General features: G+C 64.2%; 14 protein-coding genes. 10 read left to right on the top strand and 4 right to left on the bottom strand.

What is annotated here, in order from left to right; translation table 11 throughout:
- The first annotated feature begins 198 nt into the window (after window positions 1-198).
- The 7 genes from IM784_RS14645 (at window position 199) to IM784_RS14615 (ending at window position 6,902) form a co-directional block, all read left to right on the top strand.
- Complete coding sequence (locus IM784_RS14645; protein ID WP_199556082.1) at window positions 199-405, top strand: hypothetical protein; 207 nt, start codon at window positions 199-201, stop codon at window positions 403-405.
- A 3-nt stretch (window positions 406-408) separates the two neighbouring features.
- Complete coding sequence (locus tag IM784_RS14640; protein WP_199556081.1) at window positions 409-1,461, top strand: LacI family DNA-binding transcriptional regulator; 1,053 nt, start codon at window positions 409-411, stop codon at window positions 1,459-1,461.
- A 65-nt stretch (window positions 1,462-1,526) separates the two neighbouring features.
- Window positions 1,527-2,480 carry a sulfate adenylyltransferase subunit CysD gene (cysD, locus tag IM784_RS14635; RefSeq protein ID WP_199556080.1) on the top strand — a complete coding sequence of 318 codons (954 nt, stop codon included), beginning with the start codon at window positions 1,527-1,529 and terminating at the stop codon, window positions 2,478-2,480.
- On the top strand, window positions 2,480-4,381 hold the full coding sequence (cysN, locus tag IM784_RS14630) for a sulfate adenylyltransferase subunit CysN (protein ID WP_199556079.1): 1,902 nt from the start codon (window positions 2,480-2,482) through the stop codon (window positions 4,379-4,381). Before cysD ends, cysN begins: the two co-directional genes overlap by 1 nt.
- 389 nt (window positions 4,382-4,770) lie before the next feature.
- The gene (locus IM784_RS14625; RefSeq protein WP_199556078.1) at window positions 4,771-5,235 is read left to right on the top strand and encodes a hypothetical protein; all 465 of its coding nucleotides are present in this window, start codon (window positions 4,771-4,773) and stop codon (window positions 5,233-5,235) included.
- Window positions 5,232-6,158: a hypothetical protein gene (locus IM784_RS14620; RefSeq protein ID WP_199556077.1), complete on the top strand. Its 927-nt coding sequence runs from the start codon at window positions 5,232-5,234 to the stop codon at window positions 6,156-6,158. Before IM784_RS14625 ends, IM784_RS14620 begins: the two co-directional genes overlap by 4 nt.
- Before the next feature lie 24 nt (window positions 6,159-6,182).
- The gene (locus IM784_RS14615) at window positions 6,183-6,902 is read left to right on the top strand and encodes a response regulator (RefSeq protein WP_199556076.1); all 720 of its coding nucleotides are present in this window, start codon (window positions 6,183-6,185) and stop codon (window positions 6,900-6,902) included.
- 568 nt (window positions 6,903-7,470) lie between these two features.
- Here the strand turns inward: IM784_RS14615 and IM784_RS14610 are convergent.
- Together IM784_RS14610 and IM784_RS14605 are read right to left on the bottom strand one after the other, a co-directional pair.
- Window positions 7,471-8,724, bottom strand: a complete 1,254-nt coding sequence (locus IM784_RS14610) for an acetyl-CoA C-acetyltransferase (protein ID WP_199556075.1) — start codon at window positions 8,722-8,724, stop codon at window positions 7,471-7,473.
- 47 nt (window positions 8,725-8,771) lie between these two features.
- Complete coding sequence (locus IM784_RS14605) at window positions 8,772-9,770, bottom strand: AraC family transcriptional regulator (protein WP_199556074.1); 999 nt, start codon at window positions 9,768-9,770, stop codon at window positions 8,772-8,774.
- Between the two features lie 180 nt (window positions 9,771-9,950).
- On the opposite strand from IM784_RS14605, the gene IM784_RS14600 reads away from it, so the two are divergent.
- The 3 genes from IM784_RS14600 (at window position 9,951) to IM784_RS14590 (ending at window position 14,453) form a co-directional block, all read left to right on the top strand.
- Entirely contained in the window at window positions 9,951-12,323 is a 2,373-nt protein-coding gene (locus IM784_RS14600; protein WP_199556073.1) for an arylsulfatase, read from the top strand.
- A 116-nt stretch (window positions 12,324-12,439) separates the two neighbouring features.
- Complete coding sequence (locus IM784_RS14595; RefSeq protein ID WP_199556072.1) at window positions 12,440-13,447, top strand: NAD(P)H-dependent flavin oxidoreductase; 1,008 nt, start codon at window positions 12,440-12,442, stop codon at window positions 13,445-13,447.
- A gap of 1 nt (window position 13,448) precedes the next feature.
- Window positions 13,449-14,453, top strand: coding sequence for a zinc-dependent alcohol dehydrogenase family protein (locus tag IM784_RS14590; RefSeq protein WP_199556071.1), 1,005 nt, complete (start codon window positions 13,449-13,451; stop codon window positions 14,451-14,453).
- Window positions 14,454-14,507: 54 nt separating this feature from the next.
- Here the strand turns inward: IM784_RS14590 and IM784_RS14585 are convergent, their stop codons facing one another.
- Both IM784_RS14585 and IM784_RS14580 read right to left on the bottom strand, forming a co-directional pair.
- Window positions 14,508-16,772, bottom strand: a complete 2,265-nt coding sequence (locus IM784_RS14585; RefSeq protein WP_199556070.1) for a TonB-dependent receptor — start codon at window positions 16,770-16,772, stop codon at window positions 14,508-14,510.
- A gap of 146 nt (window positions 16,773-16,918) precedes the next feature.
- Window positions 16,919-18,166, bottom strand: coding sequence for an MFS transporter (locus tag IM784_RS14580; RefSeq protein ID WP_199556069.1), 1,248 nt, complete (start codon window positions 18,164-18,166; stop codon window positions 16,919-16,921).
- Between the last annotated feature and the right edge of the window lie 16 nt (window positions 18,167-18,182).

Here is an 18,182-nt window from a genome sequence, read left to right as displayed (position 1 = left end):
GCCGGTGGCAAACGCCATGCTACGGATTTTCCGTGCATTTTCGCTGATTCAAGCCCGATTTACTCTTGGGAACGTTCCCAAATCTTGCAGCGCGATCGGAGCGGGGGGTTGACAACAAGCCGCAGCCGCAAGATTGTGAACGTTCCCAAGGCCGTTAACCAACTGTCGCGGGGCAAGCGCCGGAAAGGTGCGCGCAAGATGTTCGCCGAAAACAGCTGGGTGCAGGTGAGGATGGGGCAGGGCATCCTGCCAGGGTCGTGGCACCCCATCGCCGAAAAGCCGACTCCGCAAGAGCTGGAAAAGCTGCTGGAGAATGTGTGCGCGCATGTGGCGCACACGCTGGGCCAGCTGCCCGATCACGCCACCTATGTGCGGCAATATTGCAGTGCAAGGGCGGCTGCCTGAACCATGCCGCGCAGGAAACAGGCCGTCACCATCAGGCATGTCGCCGCCCATGCCGGCGTCTCCATGCAGACCGTCAGCCGCGTCATCAACCGCGACGCCAATGTGCGGCCGGAAATGGCCGAGCGCGTGCAGGCCTCCATCGACAAGCTCGGCTATGTCCCCAGCCTCGCCGCAAGGCGGATGGGCGGCTCCCGCTCCTATCTGATCCTGGCCTTGAACGACCGCGAGCGGACGCTGGCGGATTGGGAAAGCCGCATGGGCGCCGACTGGGTGGACCAGATGCTCCTTGGCGGCATGCTCACCTGCGCGAAGCACGGCTATCGGATGATAATCGAACTGGTCGATACCCACTCCGACCATATCGAGCGCGAGCTGGGCGCGGCCATCGCCGCCGTCCGCCCGGATGGCGTCATCCTCACGCCGCCGCACTCGCAGAACCCGCTCATCACCCGCCTGCTCGACGAACAGGGCATCCGCTTTGCCCGCATAGGCTCGCTGCTGGAGGGGCCGGGCTTCCGGCTGACGATGGACGACGAACATGCCGCCCGGCTGGCGACGGAGCATCTGCTGCAGCTGGGGCACCGGCGCATCGGCTTCGTGGCGGGCTCGCCCGACTATGAACTCAGCGGCTGGCGGGTGCAGGGCTGGCGCGCGGCCATGGCCGAGGCCGGGCTGGCGACGGACGGCCTGCTGAAGCCGGGCGATTTCAGCTACACCTCGGGCGTAGCCGCCGCCACCGCGCTGCTCGACGGCGCCGATCCGCCGACGGCGATCATCGGCAGCAGCGACCAGATGGCGTTCGGCGCGCTGGCCGTCGCCCGCGCCCGCGGTCTGGAGGTTCCGAGCGACCTCTCCATCATCAGCTTCGACGATACCCCGGCGGTGCGCTTCAGCCATCCGCCGCTCACCGCCGTGGTGCAGCCCATCGCCGCCGTTTCCGCACGCTCGGCCGAGCTCATCATCGCCGACTGCGCAGGCGAGGAGCCCTCGCACGACCCGGTGGTGGTGGAGGCCTCGCTCGTGGTACGCGGCTCCACCGGCCCGGCCCGCCGCTGAAGCGCCCGCACCTGCGGTTTCCCCCGATAAAGCAGGAGCATCTTGAGACGAAACCGCACGGCGATATGGTGCCCGCCGCCGGCACGCGATACGTGGTGCCACAGGAGATTGCCTTGCCCGACGTGCTGACCCATCTGGAACGACTGGAAGCCGAAGCCATCCACATCCTGCGCGAAGTGGTGGCCGAGGCGGAAAAGCCGGTGATGCTCTATTCCGTGGGCAAAGACTCAGCCGTCATGCTCCACCTCGCGCGCAAGGCCTTCTACCCCTCGCCCCCGCCCTTCCCGCTGCTCCACGTCGATACCACCTGGAAGTTCCGCGACATGTACGCTCTCCGCGATCGCATGGCCGCGGAATCCGGCATGGAACTCCTCGTCTACCAGAACCCCGAAGCCAGGGCCCGGGGCATCAACCCCTTCGATCACGGCGCCCTCCACACCGACATGTGGAAAACCGAGGGCCTGAAGCAGGCACTCGACACATACGGCTTTGACGCAGCCTTCGGCGGCGCCCGCCGCGACGAGGAAAAGAGCCGCGCCAAGGAACGCATCTTCTCCTTCCGCTCCGCCACCCACCGCTGGGACCCGAAAAACCAGCGCCCCGAGCTCTGGAACCTCTACAACGTCCACAAGGCCAAGGGCGAAAGCATCCGCGTCTTCCCCATCTCCAACTGGACCGAGCTCGACATCTGGCAATATATCCAGCTGAACGACATCCCCATCGTCCCGCTCTATTTCGCCGCCCCGCGCCCCACCATAGAGCGCGACGGCCTCCTCCTCATGGTCGATGACGACCGCTTCCCCCTCGCCCCCGGCGAAGCACCCGTCCAGCGCTCCATCCGCTTCCGCACGCTGGGCTGCTACCCCCTCACCGGCGCCGTCGAAAGCGAAGCCGCCACGCTCAGCGAAGTCATCCAGGAAATGCTCCTCACCACCACCTCCGAACGCCAGGGCCGCGCCATAGACAAGGACGCCGGCGGCGCCGGCATGGAAAAGAAAAAGCAGGAGGGCTATTTCTGATGTCCGCCCCCCAATACACGGTCGACGCCCTCATCGCCGAGGATATCGACGCCTACCTCCGCCTGCACCAGCACAAGAGCCTGCTCCGCTTCATCACCTGCGGCTCCGTAGACGACGGCAAGTCCACCCTCATCGGCCGCCTCCTCTACGATTCGAAGATGATCTTCGAAGACCAGCTCGCCGCCCTCGAAGCCGACAGCCGGCGCGTCGGCACCCAAGGGCAGGAAATCGATTTCGCCCTCCTCGTCGACGGCCTCGCCGCCGAGCGCGAACAGGGCATCACCATCGACGTCGCCTACCGCTTCTTCTCCACCGAAAAGCGCAAGTTCATCGTCGCCGACACCCCCGGCCACGAACAATATACCCGCAACATGGTCACCGGCGCCTCCACCGCCGATCTCGCCGTGATCCTGATCGACGCGCGCAAGGGCGTCCTCACCCAGACCCGCCGCCACAGCTACCTCGCCCACCTGCTGGGCATCCGCCACATCGTCCTCGCCGTAAACAAGATGGACCTCGTGGCCTACGATCAAACCCGCTTCGACGAGATCGTCGCCGATTACCGCGCCTTCGCCACCAGCATCGGCATCTCCCATTTCACCGCCATGCCCATCTCCGGCTTCAGGGGCGACAACATCACCGCCCCCAGCGCCAACACCCCCTGGTACAGCGGCCCCACCCTCATCCAGCACCTCGAAAGCGTGGAGGTCGACGCCACCGCCGACCAAACCCGCCCGTTCCGCATGGCCGTGCAATGGGTAAACCGCCCCAATCTCGATTTCCGCGGCTTCTCCGGCCTGATCGCCTCCGGCACCATCCGCCCCGGCGACGCCGTCCGCATCCTCCCCTCCGGAAAGCTCACCAAGGTCGCCCGCATCGTCGCCATGGGCGGAGACCTCCCCCAGGCCGTCGCCGGCCAATCCATAACCCTCACCCTCACCGACGAAGTCGATTGCTCGCGCGGCGATGTCATCGCCATCGCCGACAACCCCCCGCAAACCTCCAGCCAGTTCGAGGCAACGCTCGTCTGGATGGACGAGCACGACATGGTCGCCGGCCGCTCCTACTGGCTGAAACTCGGCACGCAGACCGTCTCCGCCACCGTCCAGCAGCCGAAATACCAGGTGAACGTCAACACCCTGGAGCATCTGGCGGCGAAAACACTGGATCTCAACGCCATCGGCGTCGTCACCCTGGCGACAGACCGCCCCATCGTCTTCGAACCCTATGCCGAAAGCCGCGCCCTCGGCGGCTTCATCCTCATAGACAAGATGTCGAACGCCACCGTCGCCGCCGGCATGCTCCACTTCTCGCTCCGCCGCGCGCAGAACGTCCACTGGCAGGCGACAGACATCAGCCGCGAACACCACGCCGCGCTCAAGAACCAGAAGCCGGCCGTCGTCTGGCTCACCGGCCTCTCCGGCGCCGGCAAATCCACCATCGCCAACCTCGTCGAAAAGAAGCTGGCGCGGATGAACCGCCACACCTTCCTCCTCGACGGAGACAATGTCCGCCACGGCCTCAACCGCGATCTCGGCTTCACCGAAGCCGACCGCATCGAAAACATCCGCCGCGTCGGCGAAGTCGCCCGCCTGATGACCGACGCCGGCCTCATCGTCATAACCGCCTTCATCTCCCCCTTCCGCGCCGAACGCGACATGGTCCGCGCCATGATGGCCCCGGGCGAGTTCCTCGAAGTGCATGTCGATACGCCGCTCAGCGTAGCCGAACAACGCGACGTAAAAGGCCTCTACCGCAAGGCCCGCGAAGGCAAGCTGAAGAACTTCACCGGCATAGACAGCCCGTATGAGGCGCCGGAAACCCCGGACCTCCGCATCGACACGACGCAGGTAACGCCCGAGGAAGCAGCCGAGATCATCGTGGCGGCACTGATCGGGTAGGCTGGGAAGAAAGGGGCGCTGCCCCCTTCACCCCCGGCAGGGAAATGATTTCCCTGCACCCTCGATGGTGGTTCAGTGCGTCAGGAGTTCGGCCGCGAACTGCCTGCCCGCTTGGAAGGGGGAGTCGCCTAGAGCTGTCGTTTGACCCACCATTGAAAACAGCTGCGAATACGATAGTCTCAACTGCAGAGGTCCGATGGCGATGGGGGCTTATCGTGCAAATTCAATGATGCCTGAAAGGGATTCCTGAACAACCAGGGGATAATGGAGAGCCGAAATTTTCGGACCCTGAGGCTGAGAAGTTACTCTCCTCCGGAATGTTGAGTAGCGCAGTCAAGCGGAACTCTTGCAATCAATTTGTACCCGCCATTCATGACGCCCACGACGACTTGAGTGAAACGGCATTAAATGACCATGTAAACAACTTTCCCTCGGTCTGGGATCGCACACCTTACATCTCTCTGTCGGCGGGCATCGTGCTGCCAGACCCGGTTGGAGGTGTAAGCGTGTTGCCCGCTTGGCTGACCGCTGCAGCCTTCGCGACTAACTATGGCCGCACGTCCGGCTATGTGTACCGCTGCTGGTGCGTTCTCTCACCTAAAGCCGTCCCTGAGCTCGCCTGTATCGCAGATGCAGTCCGCGACCTAAATATATTCCGCAAGTACTGGATTTTTCATGGAGAGGGCGAGATTGCTGCAAAGCTTACCGTGCCTGCCCGGCAGATCGAGCGGGTGCACAAAATCGACAAGAATACAAATTCGTTGAATTTTGCCGGACACGCGCGTCCGGAGATCTTCAATGGCAAGTTTGTGTCGCCGGATAGGCTTTCAAACTTGCTTGAGGCAATAGCATGAGCACTTTGAACGGGCCAGAAGGTTGGCTGGGTGATATTCGGGTGCGTTCGACGTTTCTCGAAAAATGTGCTAACAACTCAGAGTCGCTTGCCCGGCGCTTTGGGCCAACGTTTCCAATGGTCCCTGAAGGAAGTCTGTTTGATCCTCTGGCCGCTCAAGGCGCGCCTAGCCGACTTTTCAAGATTGATCTGCTAGTATCTGCAGCCGAATTGGCGTTCTGCACGAACGAGACCAGCCGAGGGAAGGGTCTCATCCAGCAAGCCGTGGAATTGCTGCGCGAGCCGTCACCGGAACTGCTGCTTGTCGCACGGAAAGCGTTCTACTCCGCTCTGACCACTAGCACGGAAATATACGTTGGCGACGGCAATCTCCGCATCGATGATTTCAATAGGAGTTGGCGTGAATTCACGTCCATTGTCGAAATGGATGCCAACCTTCCCGGACTGATCTTTGCGGCACTCGCCACGGGAGAGCCAGATTCCCATGCGAGGATCGTGATGACCGCATATGGTGCAGACAGAGTATCTTATATCGCGCGATTGTCGTTCCTCGCCAGCTCTGATTCTGCGATCCTTAACCTTTTCGGTATCTTCCGCGTGCGAGGGTTCATGTTCTTCGATCCAGAGGAATTGATACACGAATACTCGCCCGACTCAATGGAGACTGCCCGAGCCAGCGGGATTTTTGCAGGCCAATCGGCACTAGCCATGCGCGAATACAACTATGAGAACAGAATTGCGCTTCTTCAGACAAATGCCATTGCATGGAACTCATTGGCACCAGCCAACAGCCTGATCGATTGGATCCTGCTTATGATCCATGTTGCCTTAATCCGGCGCGACCGGACTGCACACCTCAAAGCGATACCAATCGCCGGAAATGCAACCCGTTTCATGCGAGAGCTAGCCTACGAGCTTGCCTAAACTCCCTCGATCTGAAGGCCGCCCATGCCCACCCCAACCCCTGCCAAAACTGGTGAAGCGACTGCGCCTGTGGTAGCTACTGCGACGGAGCAGCCTCAGGCCGCAACGGATGTCTGGAGCGGATTCTGGGAGGGTGCCGGTGCGACGGTGGTTCCTGCTTTGGTTTGGGCGGCATTCGGCATTTGGGTTCTCGTCAAATTCCTTCCACAATTGCTTGATTTGTTGCCTCGCCTGAAAAGCTTCAAGGGATTGGGCGTCGAGCTAGAACTTGCGATCGCAGACCTAACGCAAGCCTCGCAACAACGGGGTGTCCCATTAGAACCCGGCGGCACAGGCGCGCTGACTCGAAGACTGGATCGCACGTCCGACATTCTCGTAGGCATGCGGATTCTCTGGGTTGACGACCAGCCTGGCAATAACGTTGCGGAACAGGTGCTCTTGCGCAGATTCGGAGTAAAAATTGCTGCAGCCACAACGACAAATGACGCTTTGAAATTGATGGCACAAGCAAGTTACGACGCGGTCATTACCGACATGAGCCGTCCCGAGGGGAATACTGCTGGTCTCGATCTGCTTAAGAAGGCTCGAGAAGCGGAGATTGGAACGCCTTTTTTAATCTACACTGGTACCGACCAGAGTGACAAGGACCGCCCCGCTGGTCTGTTTGGCATTACCAATCGGCCAGACGAGCTTATGAATCTTATTTTGGATATCCGTGAACGCGATCGGTTTGCGGCCACGTAAGGCATTCATCAGTCTGATGCCTACTCGTTTCGAATTCATAAGATCCAACATTCAGCCACGCCGGTCCAGTGGCAAAACCTTTAGCCTTAAAGCGGCACTGCCAACGCCACTGCATTTGATTCACGGTAGTTTTCAGGCTCATGGATTAGGCCACCGAACGACCGAAATGGCGGCGCTAAGCTGCCACCGTCGATGCGGCTGTCCTACAGCCCCCATTCCGTGCCAAAACCACCCCAATGCAGGCGCCAGACCAACCCGCATTTTTCCCTGTCCTACACACCGGTCACAAGCTACGCGCGCACCCGCACGTACGCACGAGTCAGTGTGAAGTTTGTGAAGTTTGCCTGGGTAAATCTCCAACAGGCGGGCGCACAGAGGCGCGGCCGGCGGCACAGCCGCCGAGTCCGCTTCAGGAATCAGAAGAAAGAAAGGTTGCGGGCATAGCCCGCTCGTCGAACGGGCTCGTGGGCCTGATGGCCCACGCCCCGCCGGCCGTGCGTTGCGGCGAGTCCGCAGGCCTTCGGCGGATTGCGCTGCAATCCGCCTCCAGGCTGCGGCCGCCTACACGTTACACGCGTTCGATAATAATCGCCGGAGCCATCCCGCCTGCGGCGCACATCGTCACCAGCCCGCGCTTCAGGTCGCGCCGCTCCAGTTCGTCCAGGATTGTGCCGATCAGGATCGAGCCCGTCGCGCCGATGGGGTGGCCCAGCGCGATGGCGCCGCCGTTCACGTTCACCTTGTCGCGGTCCAGCTTCAGGTCGCGGATGAACTTTTCCGCCACCACGGCAAAGGCTTCGTTGATTTCCCACAGGTCGATGTCGTCAACCGTCAGGCCGGCCTTTTCCAGCACCTTCTTCGCCGCCGGCACGGGTGCGTTCAGCATCAGCGTCGGGCAATCGCCCATGTTGGTCATGGCAACGATTCTGGCGCGCGGCTTCAGGCCGTGCTTGTCGGCATATGCCTTCGATGTCAGCAGCACGGCGGCGGCGCCGTCGACCACGCCCGACGAGTTGCCGGCATGGTGGACATGCTCGATCTTCAGGTCAGGGTATTTCTGGTTGATCAGGCTGCGGAAGGTGGTTCCGCGCTCGTCCAGCGGCATGTCGGCGATCTTGGTGAAGCTGGCTTCCAGCTGGGCAAGGCCCTCGGCGGTGGTCTGCGGCCGGGGGAATTCTTCCTTGTCCAGCGCCACGGTGCCGTCTTCGTTCAGCACCGGGACCAGCGACTTCGCAAACCGCCCTTCGGCGATGGCGACTGCGGCGCGCTTCTGGCTTTCAAGGCCCAGCGCATCGACATCGGCGCGGGTGATGCCTTCCATGGAGGCGATGGCATCGCCGCAGACGCCCTGGTGCGATTGCGGGTGGATCTTCTGCAGGTGGGCGTTGCCCGAGCCCATCATCATCGGCGCGAAGCCGGCGGCGCGTTCTTCCTGCGCCATCGTCGTCGTCAGGCTCATCATTTCGGTGCCGCCGGCGACAACGCAGTCTTCCATGCCGCTCATGATCTGCGCGGCCGCCAGGTTCACCGCCGTGATGCCGCCGCCGCAGAAGCGGTCCAGCGTCATGCCCGAGGAACGAATGTCATATCCGGCGTCCAGCGCCGCCATCCGGCCCAGATCGCCGCCCTGCTTGCCCTTTTGCGTGCTGGTAGACCAGATCACGTCGTTGACCGTGGCGGTGTCCAGCTTGTTGCGCTCGGCAATCGCCTTCAGCACGGTGGCGGCCAGATGCTGCGGGTGCAGGTGCGAAAGCGCCCCCTTGCCGGGCTTGCCACCGCCGCGCGGGGTACGGACTGCGTCGATGATATAGGCGTCTGCCATCTGTATTCTCCTTCGGCGGAGACCGATAAGCCTCCGCGCGAAAGCCTCTACTGTGGGAATCGGGAGGCCGCGCGCCAGGCGGAGGGGGAACAGCCGCTCCAGCGGCGGAAGGCGTCGGACAGGATCCCGGGCGCGGCATAGGCCAGCGCATCGGCGATATCGCTGGTGGGAATGTCGGTCAGCTCCAGCAGTTCCTGCGCCAGCGACAGGCGCACATCGTCCAGAATGTCCTCGAACCGTTCGCCTTCGGCCGCCAGCCGCCGCCGCAACGTCCGCGGGTGCAGCCCCATCTCGGCGGCAACCGCCGCCATGCCGGGCTGGTGCGACTGGATCAGCGGCCGCAGCCGGTGACGGACCCGGGCAGCGGTCGTGCCCAGACGCAGGCCCGGCATGGCCTCCATCTGCAGCAGCAGCCGCAAGCGCCTCTCCGGATCGGCGGTAACGACCGGGGTGCGCAACGCCTCCCGATCCAGCACGATGCAGGTCTGCTGCTGGTTGTAGCGCAACGGCAGCGCCGGCCGGGCAACGCCGTCCATCGGCCGACAGGCCAGGTTCAGATCCCCCGGAGTCGCCTTGCCCGCGGTCAACAGCTCGATCATGCGGATGCCGTTGCCCATCGCGAGGTGCAGCAGGTGGCTGCTGCTGACCGGTCCGCGGTCATACGTGCCATAACCCAGAAGCGCACCTTCGCCTTCCGGTCGCAGATAGACGATGGCGCCGCTGGAGTATCCGGGCTGCCAGGTGACGAGATCCAGGAGCGCGCGGTGCAGGGTGGGCGCGGTCTGCATCAGCGCCCCGATAAGCCCATGGTGGTGCAGCTCGTAGCGCAGGCCGATACGCAGCCCCAGATCGGGGCAATTGGCGGCAGCCGCGGCCCCTTCCATCAGACGCAGGAAATTCCCCATCGGCGCCAGTGTCTCTGGCCCGAAGCCGTCGACCGCAAAGCCCGCGGCTGCGAGGAGGGCGTCGGGATCGCACCCCATTTCCCGCAGGAGGCCGGGGAGCGCAGAGAAGAGGCCGGCGCGCTGCATTCCGCCCTGATGCACATGGAATTGTGGCCGTACCCCCGGTTGCGGCTGCAATTTTGTCCTCCAAACCGAAGCGGAAGATGTGGCGATACGATATGGCCCCAACCGGAACTGCGGGCAAGCAGGGCGGGTACGGACGGGCGCCGGCAGATGTTCCATGGGGTTCCGCAGCACAGCTTGCAGAGAGGGGACTGAGGCATGGCACTGAAAGAGTATAAGGCCGGGCAGGCGTTCAATGGCGTCATCGGGCGCACGTTCGACGTTTCCGAACCGGCATGGCCGGAACCGCTGCGGGCGAGGGCGGGGGCGCCGAATATCCTGTTCGTCGTTCTCGACGATACCGGTTTCGGCCATCTGGGCTGCTATGGAAGCCCGATCCACACGCCCAACATCGATGCGCTGGCGGCCGACGGGCTGCGCTATGCCAACATGCATACCACAGCGCTGTGCTCGCCCTCGCGGTCGTGCTTTATCAACGGTCGCAACCACCACTCCAACGGCATGTCGTGCATCACCGAGGGTTCCACCGGTTTTCCGGGCGGCAACGGCATCATCCCGTTCGAGAACGGCTTCATCTCGGAAATCCTGCTGGAGCAGGGCTACAACACCTATGCGATCGGCAAGTGGCACCTGACGCCGACGGAGCAGACATCCGCCGCCGGCCCCTATAGCCGCTGGCCGCTGGGCCGCGGGTTCGAGCGATTTTATGGCTTCATGGGGGGCGACACGCACCAATATTATCCCGAGCTGGTGCGGGACAACACCCAGGTGGAGCCCGAGAAGACGCCGGAGGAAGGCTATCACCTGACCCCGGACCTGATGGAAAAAGCGAAGAGCATGATCGCCGATTCGAAGCAGGTCGCGCCCGACAAGCCGTTCTTCATGTATTTCTGCACCGGCGCCCAGCACGCCCCCCACCATGTGCCGAAGGAATGGGCGGACAAGTACAAGGGCCAGTTCGACGACGGCTGGGACGCCTACCGCGAAAAGGCCTTCGCGCGGCAAAAGCAGATGGGGCTGATCGCCAAGGACGCGGTGCTGTCGGGCCACGACCCCGATGTGCAGGACTGGGGCAAGCTTTCTGCCGACGAGCGCCGGCTGTATGCGCGGATGATGGAGGTGTTCGCCGGCTTCCTGGAGCACACCGACCATTATCTGGGCGAGCTGATCGGCTTCCTGAAAGAGATCGGCGAGTATGACAACACGCTGATCCTGCTGGTATCCGACAATGGCTCCAGCTCGGAAGGCGGTCCGACGGGTTCGGTGAACGAGAACAAGTTCTTCAACAACGTGCCCGACAGCCTGGAGCAGAACCTGGCGGCGATCGACGAGATCGGCGGCCCCAAATTCTTCAACCATTTCCCCTGGGGCTGGACGCACGCCGGCAATGTTCCGTTCCGCCGCTGGAAGCGCGAAACCTATCGGGGCGGCGTCTCGGACCCGTTCATCGTCAGCTGGCCCAAGGGCATCAAGGCGAAGGGCGAGGTGCGCACCCAGTTCTGCCACGCGATCGACCTGGTGCCGACCGCGCTGGACTGCGCCGGGGTGACCCCACCGGCCGCCATCAAGGGCATCACCCAGTCGCCGATAGAGGGCTTCAGCCTGCGCAATACGTTCGACGATGCCAAGGCCGAGGGGCTGCACCGCACGCAATATTTCGAGATGTTCGGCCACCGCTCGCTCTATCACGACGGCTGGCGCGCGGTTTGCCCCTGGCCGGGGACGTCGTTCACGGAAAGCGGCCGCTTCTTCGGCGCGCCGATCGACAAGGACATGCTGACGAAGCTCGATGCGGAAAGTTGGGAGCTGTACGACCTGAGCAAGGACCCGGCCGAAACCAACGATCTGGCCGCCAGCGAAAAGGCCCGGCTGATCGAGATGATCGGCATGTGGTATGCCGAGGCCGGCAAGTACAAAGTCTTCCCCATCGACAGCCGGGGCACGCTCCGCTTCGGCGAGTCGCGGCCGCAGATCGCCGTTGGCCGTACGAAATACGTCTATTACCCGAACACCCAGGTGATACCGGGCAGTGCGGCCCCGCGCGTGCTGAACGTGGCCCACAGCGTGTCGGTGCACGCAACGGTGCCCGAGGGCGGCGCCGACGGCGCGCTGTTCACCATGGGCGGCAATGACGGCGGGTTTGTCTTCTATGTGAAGGACGGCAAGCTCAGCTATGGCTACAACTATGTCGCCGACCGGCGCTTCAAGGTGCAGGCCGCAAGTGCGGTGCCGGCCGGGCAGCATGTGCTGAGCTTCGAGTTCACGCCGACCGGCCCTGCCGACGTGATGCAGGGCAAGGGGACCCCCGCCAACATCAAGCTGTTTGTCGACGGCAGGCAGGTGGGCGAGGGCGAGGTGGATGTCACCATCCCGCTGTCGCTGGGGCTGGGCGCGGGCGTCTCGGTGGGAAGCGACAATGGGTCGCCGGTGATGCTGGCGGACGAATATCTGCCACCGTTCAGATATGCCGGCACCATTCACAAGGCGCTGGTGGACGTGACGGGCGAGCCGCTGGAGGACAAGGAGCAGGTGATCGAGGCCTATCTGAAGGCTGCGATGGCGCGGCAATAGAGGCGGCCCGCCCCCGGCAGGGCCGGGGGCGGGCTGTCCGAATCCACAGGCAGGCTTGGCCTCGCTTTTTCGGCATGTCGAATCCGAATGGAATCCGAAATAGCGGGAGAAGCAACATGGCATTCACGACGCGCATCACCGAGATGCTGGGAATTGAGCATCCGATCGTGCAGGGCGGCATGCAGTCCGTGGGCGTGGCGGAGCTGGCCTCCGCCGTTTCCAACGCCGGCGGGCTGGGATTGCTGACGGCGCTGACGCAGCCGTCGCCGCAGGCGCTTTCGGCGGAGATCGAGCGCTGCCGCAGCATGACATCGAAGCCATTCGGCGTGAACGTGACCGTGTTCCCGACGACGATGTCGCCCGATTATGTCGGCTATGCCAAGGCGGCGCTGGATGCGGGCGTGCGCATCTTCGAGACGGCGGGCACGCAGGCGGTTTCCGAAGTGTGGGAAGTAGTGAAGTCGGTGCCCGGCACCGTGATCCTGCACAAGTGCACCGCTGTCCGCCACGCGCTGTCGGCCGAGCGCAAGGGCGTGGACGTGATTTCGATCGACGGTTTCGAGTGCGCGGGCCATCCGGGCGAGGATGACATCCCCGGCCTGATCCTGATCCCGGCGGCGGCCGACAAGGTGAAGATTCCGATGCTCGCGTCGGGCGGTTTCGGCGACGGGCGCGGCCTTGTGGCGGCGCTGGCGCTGGGCGCCGAGGGCATCAACATGGGCACGCGCTTCTGCGCCACCAAGGAGGCGCCGATCCACGACAATGTGAAGGCGAAATATGTGGAGAATGACGAGCGCGGCTCGCACCTCATTTTCCGCAACTTCCACAACACCGCCCGCGTCGGGAAGAGCGATGTCTCCGACGAGGTGGTGCGCCGTCTGAAGAACCCGGACGCGAAGTTCGAGGATGTGCGCGAGCTGGTGGCGGGGGCTGCCGGCAAGGTGCTGCTGGAAACCGGCGACCTTTCCGCCGGGGTGTTCTGGGCCGGGATGGTGCAGGGGCTGATCCACGACATCCCCACCTGCAAGGAGCTGATCGACCGCATCATCGCCGAGGCGGATGCGATCCTGGACCAGCGGCTGGCAGGATTCCGCAACCCGGCCGCCAAGACGAAGGCGGCCTGAGATGAAGGCGATCCGGCTGCGCCACCCCGCTGGCATCGACAATCTGAAGCTGGAGGAGCTGGTGGAGCCGGGTGCCCCGGCACGCGGTGAAGTGCTGGTGCGGGTGAAGGCGTCCAGCCTCAACTATCACGACTATATCGTGGTGGTGGGCGGCATCCCGACGCCGGACGGGCGCATTCCGATGTCGGACGGCGGCGGTGAAGTGGTCGCCGTGGGCGAGGGCGTGACCGAGTTTGCCGTGGGCGACTCGGTGATTTCCACCTTTTTCCCGAGCTGGCCGGGCGGGCCGCCGATCGACGGCGGATTTCGCGATGTGCCGGGCGACGGGGCGGATGGCTTTGCCTGTGAATTCTTCCGCGGTCCGGTCAGCGCCTTCACCCATGCGCCGAAGGGCTGGAGCCATGCCGAGGGCGCGACGCTGACCTGCGCCGGGCTGACGGCCTGGCGGGCGCTGGTGACCGAAGGCGGGCTGAAGGCCGGCGACAGCGTGCTGGTGCAGGGCACCGGCGGGGTTTCGATCTTTGCGCTGCAATTCGCCAAGGCGATGGGGGCGACGGTGATCGCCACCTCGTCCAGCGACGAAAAGCTGGAACGGCTTAAGGCGATGGGGGCCGATATCCTCCTCAACTACAAGTCGACGCCGGGCTGGGGCGCGGAGGCCGTGAAGAAGCTGGGCCGGGGTGTCGACCATGTCGTCGAAATCGGCGGGTCGGGAACGTTGCCCGAGAGCATCACCGCTGCGCGGATCGGCGGGCATATCAGCCTGATCGGTGTGCTGGCGGGCTTTGGCGGGCCGATCCCGACGGTGCAGATCATGGGCAAGCAGATCCGGCTGATCGGTATCACCGTGGGCTGCCGGCGGGACCAGCAGGACATGGTGCGCGCCGTCGAGGCGAACGGCATCCGCCCGGTGATCGACCGGAGCTTCCCGCTGGCGGAGCTGGGCGCAGCGTTCCGCCACCAGGAATCCGGCACGCATTTCGGCAAGATCTGCGTAGAGATCTAGGCGAGATATAGGCGAGATCCAGGCGAGATCTAAAGCCCTTCGCCGGCCGCCTGCTCAGAAGTTGACGCTGCCGATCACGCCGAAGAAGCGGTCGTTGTCGCGCGGGACGAAGCGCGAGACGCCCGCCACCGAGCCATAGGCGATTGCCGGGCTATAGTGCTGGTTGGCGATGTTCTTCACCACGCCGCGAACCGACCAGCCACCATCGGCCAGGATCGCGACCGAGGCGTTCCAGATGCCATAGGCGGGCTGCACCGTGTCCGGCGTCTGGGTGATGGAGAATTGCGTGTCGCTGCGCCAGGTGAAGTCCGACTGCAGCTCCAGGTCGAAGCTGTCGGAGACGGGGAAGCTGTAGCTGCCGTCCAGGTTGAACTTCCAGTCCGGCGCGAAGGGCAGCGGGTGGCCGTTCACATAAGCGTTGCCGCTGGCATCGGCGCAGTTGACGCCGTTGGCCGGGCAGTTGAACTGGTCGATGCGGGCCTTGGTATAGGCGACTGCGCCGGAGAGCTGCAGGCCCTCCAGCGGGCGGACGGTGAAGTCGGCATCGATGCCGCGCGTGGAGACATCGCCCGCGTTGATAAGACGGGTGACGAGCGTTCCCAGATACTCGTCCTGGAAGTTCGCCTGGAAGCCGGTGAACTTGGTGATGTAGCCCGCCACCGAGAAGCTGACGAGATTGTCGAAGGCGGAACCCTTCAGGCCGATCTCGAAGCTGCTGGAGGTTTCCGGGTCCAGCGGGTTCACGTCGAAGGCCTGCATGTTGAAGAAGACGTTGTAGGCCGGGCCCTTGTAGCCGCGCGACCAGGTGCCATAGGCGTTGATGCGGTCGGAGATGTCGTACTGCAGGCCGAGGCGCGCGGAATAGTCGGTGGCGCTGGTGCTGCCGGAACTCGAAAAGCTCGGGCGGATGCCGGCGACGCCCGTTGCCGTGTCGGAGACGCGGGCGTGGTTGTAGTTCAGCTCGTCGCGGATCAGGCGACCGCCGACGATGGCGCGGAACTGCTCGGTGAAGTTGATGTTGGCTTCGCCGAACACGGAGTAGTTCCTGAGCTCGGTGCGATAGTTGGCGACCCCGCTGTTCCGGATCTGGTTGCCACCGATCAGCTGGGTGACGTCGCGCTGGTAGCGCTCGCGGGCGACGGTGGTGAAATAATAAAGGCCAACCACATAGTCGATGAACTGGCCCTCCGGCGAGGAGAGGCGGAGTTCCTGAGAGAATTGGTTGGAAGCGACGCGGCCGAGATCCTCGCCTGCGGGCACGCCGACGGCGAGCGTTCCGGTGGAATCCCAATCCTGATGCTGGACATTGTCCCACCAGCGCTTGGCCGTGATCGAGGTGAGGGTGTAGTCGCCCAGGGCCACGTCGGCGGTGAAGGACAGGCCGCCGTTCTTGTCGCGCACGTCGGCGTTGAAGCTGGGGCTGACTTCCCTGTTGTTGAGGCCGGGGGTGATGCCTTCGGAGGCGAGGACGCCGGCGAGCGCAGGGTTCTGGCTGATGGCGCCGCTGGGGAAGGCGACGCGCTGGGTGGAGATGAAGACGCCGGTGGGGACGTTTTCATAGGCGTAGGCCCAGTCGCCGGCGAGGGTGAAGTTGACGTTCGGCGCCGGGGAATAGCGAAGCTTGCCACGCACGCCGCGCCGCTCATAGCCGTTGACGTCCTCGTCGGTCTTTATGTTGCGGACATTGCCGTCATACTGCGAGACGAGGCCGGTGAGCAGATAGCTGACCTCGTCGTCGATCGGGCCGGTAACGGTCGCCTTCAGGCGCCACTCATTGCCCTCGAACCAGCTTGCCAGCGCATTGCCGCCGAAGGTCTGCGACGGATCGCGCGAGACGATGCTGATGACACCGGCCGATGCATTCTTGCCGAACAGCGTGCCCTGCGGCCCGCGCAGGATTTCGATCCGCTGCACATCCAGCAGGTCCAGAGTCGACTGGCCGGGGCGGGCCAGCACGACGCCGTCGACCACGGTCGCCACCGATGGCTCGACGCCGGGCGAGGTGGTGATGGTGCCGACGCCGCGGATGAACGAGGAGCGATCCTTGTTCGAGGAACCGGCGCGGAAATCGAGCGTCGGTACCGAGCGGGAAAGATCCTGGATGTTGGAAAGCCCGCGCTGGGCCATGTCCTCGCCCTGCACGGCGGTGATGGCGATCGGCACGTCGGTCAGGGATTCCGTGCGGAAGCGGGCGGTGACGACGATGTCGCCTTCGTTGCCCGGGTCAGCGGCCGGATCGGCGGCAAGGGCGGGGGCGGAAACGGCGGCGATACCTGCCAGCAAGGCCAGGCGAAGCGGTTGTCCGGTTTCAGTGCGCATGTCTTTCACTCCCTGATCCTTCGGGCGGCTCTGTCGGCCGCGGGCTCGAAGGCGATAACTCTACCAAATCACTTGTCTAAATAATATTAACTTTCGACCTCGCAGGCGCTTCTTTCGTCGCAATTTTACGAAGACCGGCCTTTCCATCAGTGCCCGACCGCCAGCCCGCCGGCGCCGGGCGCGCGGCGGATCTCGGGCAGCAGCAGGTGGATCCAGCCGACCGCCAGCAGGTAGGAGATGCTGGCGAACAGGAACAGCGGCAGATAGCCGAGCCCGGCCATCAGCACGAGCCCGGCGACCTTGACGATCGCCATGCCGCCGATGTTGCCGCAAAAGGCGCCGAAGCTGGTGACGCGGCCGACCTTCTCGCGCGGGGCGATGTCGGAGATCAGCGAGAAGACGGTGGTGGAAAAGGCCTGATGCCCGGCGAGCGCCACGGCGAGGATCAGCGTTGCCCCCCAGACATTGCCGGCAAACAGCGCCAGCGGGATCGGCAGCACCAACAGGCCCGCCGCCAGCATCACGCCCTTGCGCACGCGGTTCACGCTGTGCCCCTGCGCCAGCAGGCGCGAGGCGATGGTGCCGGCCAGCAGCGAGCCTATGGCCGAGCCGGTGTAGGCGACGGCGAGCGGCGGGCCCAGATCGGTGCCGGAAAGCCCGAACTGGCGGTTGAAGAAATCCGGCATCCAGAACAGCAGCAGCCACCAGGTGGAATCGGAAAGCACCTTGGCAATCGCCACCGCCCAGGTGCGGCGCTCCTGCACGATGGGGCCATAGTCGCTGGCTTCGGGCGCGGCATCGGCGGTTTCCTCGGGGGTGTCCTCGAAGCTGACACCCCGGGTGGCGATCAGCCAGAAGGCCGCCCAGACGAGGCCGAGCAGGCCGGCAAAGACGAACGCCGCGCGCCAGCCATAGAGGGCGGCGATCAGCGGGATGGCGAGCGGAGCGAGGATGGCGCCGACGCTGTTCACCGCGTTCAGGATGCCGAAGCCGGTAGAGCGCAGGTGCGGCGGGAAGATGGTGGCGATGGTCTTGACGCCGGTGGGGGTTCCCATCGCCTCGGTGGCGCCCAGCGCGGCGCGGACGGCCGCGAACTGGCCCATGGTGAAGGCCCAGGCGTGGGCGATGGCGGCGAGACTCCACGAAACGACGCCCAGCGGGTTCGCCCATTTCACCCCCAGCTTGTCGGCGATCCAGCCGGTGCCGAGGAAGGCGATGGCGGCTGCCCCCTGGAACCAGGCGGCCAGCGTGCCGTAATCATCGTCGGTCCAGCCGAGATCGGCGGAAATCACCGGCTTCAGCACGGCGATGATCTGCCGGTCGACAAGGTTCAGGATGCCGGCGGCGAGCACCAGCGCAAAGATCGCCCGGCGGCGCGAGGGCGGTAATGTCATGCGGGTGTCGTCATGC

This window comes from Sandaracinobacteroides hominis, from assembly GCF_016464365.1.
In the GTDB taxonomy this organism is placed as follows: domain Bacteria; phylum Pseudomonadota; class Alphaproteobacteria; order Sphingomonadales; family Sphingomonadaceae; genus Sandaracinobacteroides; species Sandaracinobacteroides hominis.
This window is presented reverse-complemented; position numbering and strand designations above follow the sequence as displayed.

What these genes read in the sequence shown, in the direction of transcription:
- IM784_RS14610 (WP_199556075.1), bottom strand. Translation starts at nt 8,724, where the DNA reads ATGGCAGACGCCTATATCATCGACGCAGTCCGTACCCCGCGCGGCGGT.
- IM784_RS14590 (WP_199556071.1), top strand. Translation starts at nt 13,449, where the DNA reads ATGAAGGCGATCCGGCTGCGCCACCCCGCTGGCATCGACAATCTGAAG.
- IM784_RS14595 (WP_199556072.1), top strand. Translation starts at nt 12,440, where the DNA reads ATGGCATTCACGACGCGCATCACCGAGATGCTGGGAATTGAGCATCCG.
- cysD (WP_199556080.1), top strand. Translation starts at nt 1,527, where the DNA reads ATGGTGCCCGCCGCCGGCACGCGATACGTGGTGCCACAGGAGATTGCC.
- cysN (WP_199556079.1), top strand. Translation starts at nt 2,480, where the DNA reads ATGTCCGCCCCCCAATACACGGTCGACGCCCTCATCGCCGAGGATATC.
- IM784_RS14640 (WP_199556081.1), top strand. Translation starts at nt 409, where the DNA reads ATGCCGCGCAGGAAACAGGCCGTCACCATCAGGCATGTCGCCGCCCAT.
- IM784_RS14600 (WP_199556073.1), top strand. Translation starts at nt 9,951, where the DNA reads ATGGCACTGAAAGAGTATAAGGCCGGGCAGGCGTTCAATGGCGTCATC.
- IM784_RS14585 (WP_199556070.1), bottom strand. Translation starts at nt 16,772, where the DNA reads ATGCGCACTGAAACCGGACAACCGCTTCGCCTGGCCTTGCTGGCAGGT.
- IM784_RS14645 (WP_199556082.1), top strand. Translation starts at nt 199, where the DNA reads ATGTTCGCCGAAAACAGCTGGGTGCAGGTGAGGATGGGGCAGGGCATC.
- IM784_RS14580 (WP_199556069.1), bottom strand. Translation starts at nt 18,166, where the DNA reads ATGACATTACCGCCCTCGCGCCGCCGGGCGATCTTTGCGCTGGTGCTC.
- IM784_RS14615 (WP_199556076.1), top strand. Translation starts at nt 6,183, where the DNA reads ATGCCCACCCCAACCCCTGCCAAAACTGGTGAAGCGACTGCGCCTGTG.
- IM784_RS14620 (WP_199556077.1), top strand. Translation starts at nt 5,232, where the DNA reads ATGAGCACTTTGAACGGGCCAGAAGGTTGGCTGGGTGATATTCGGGTG.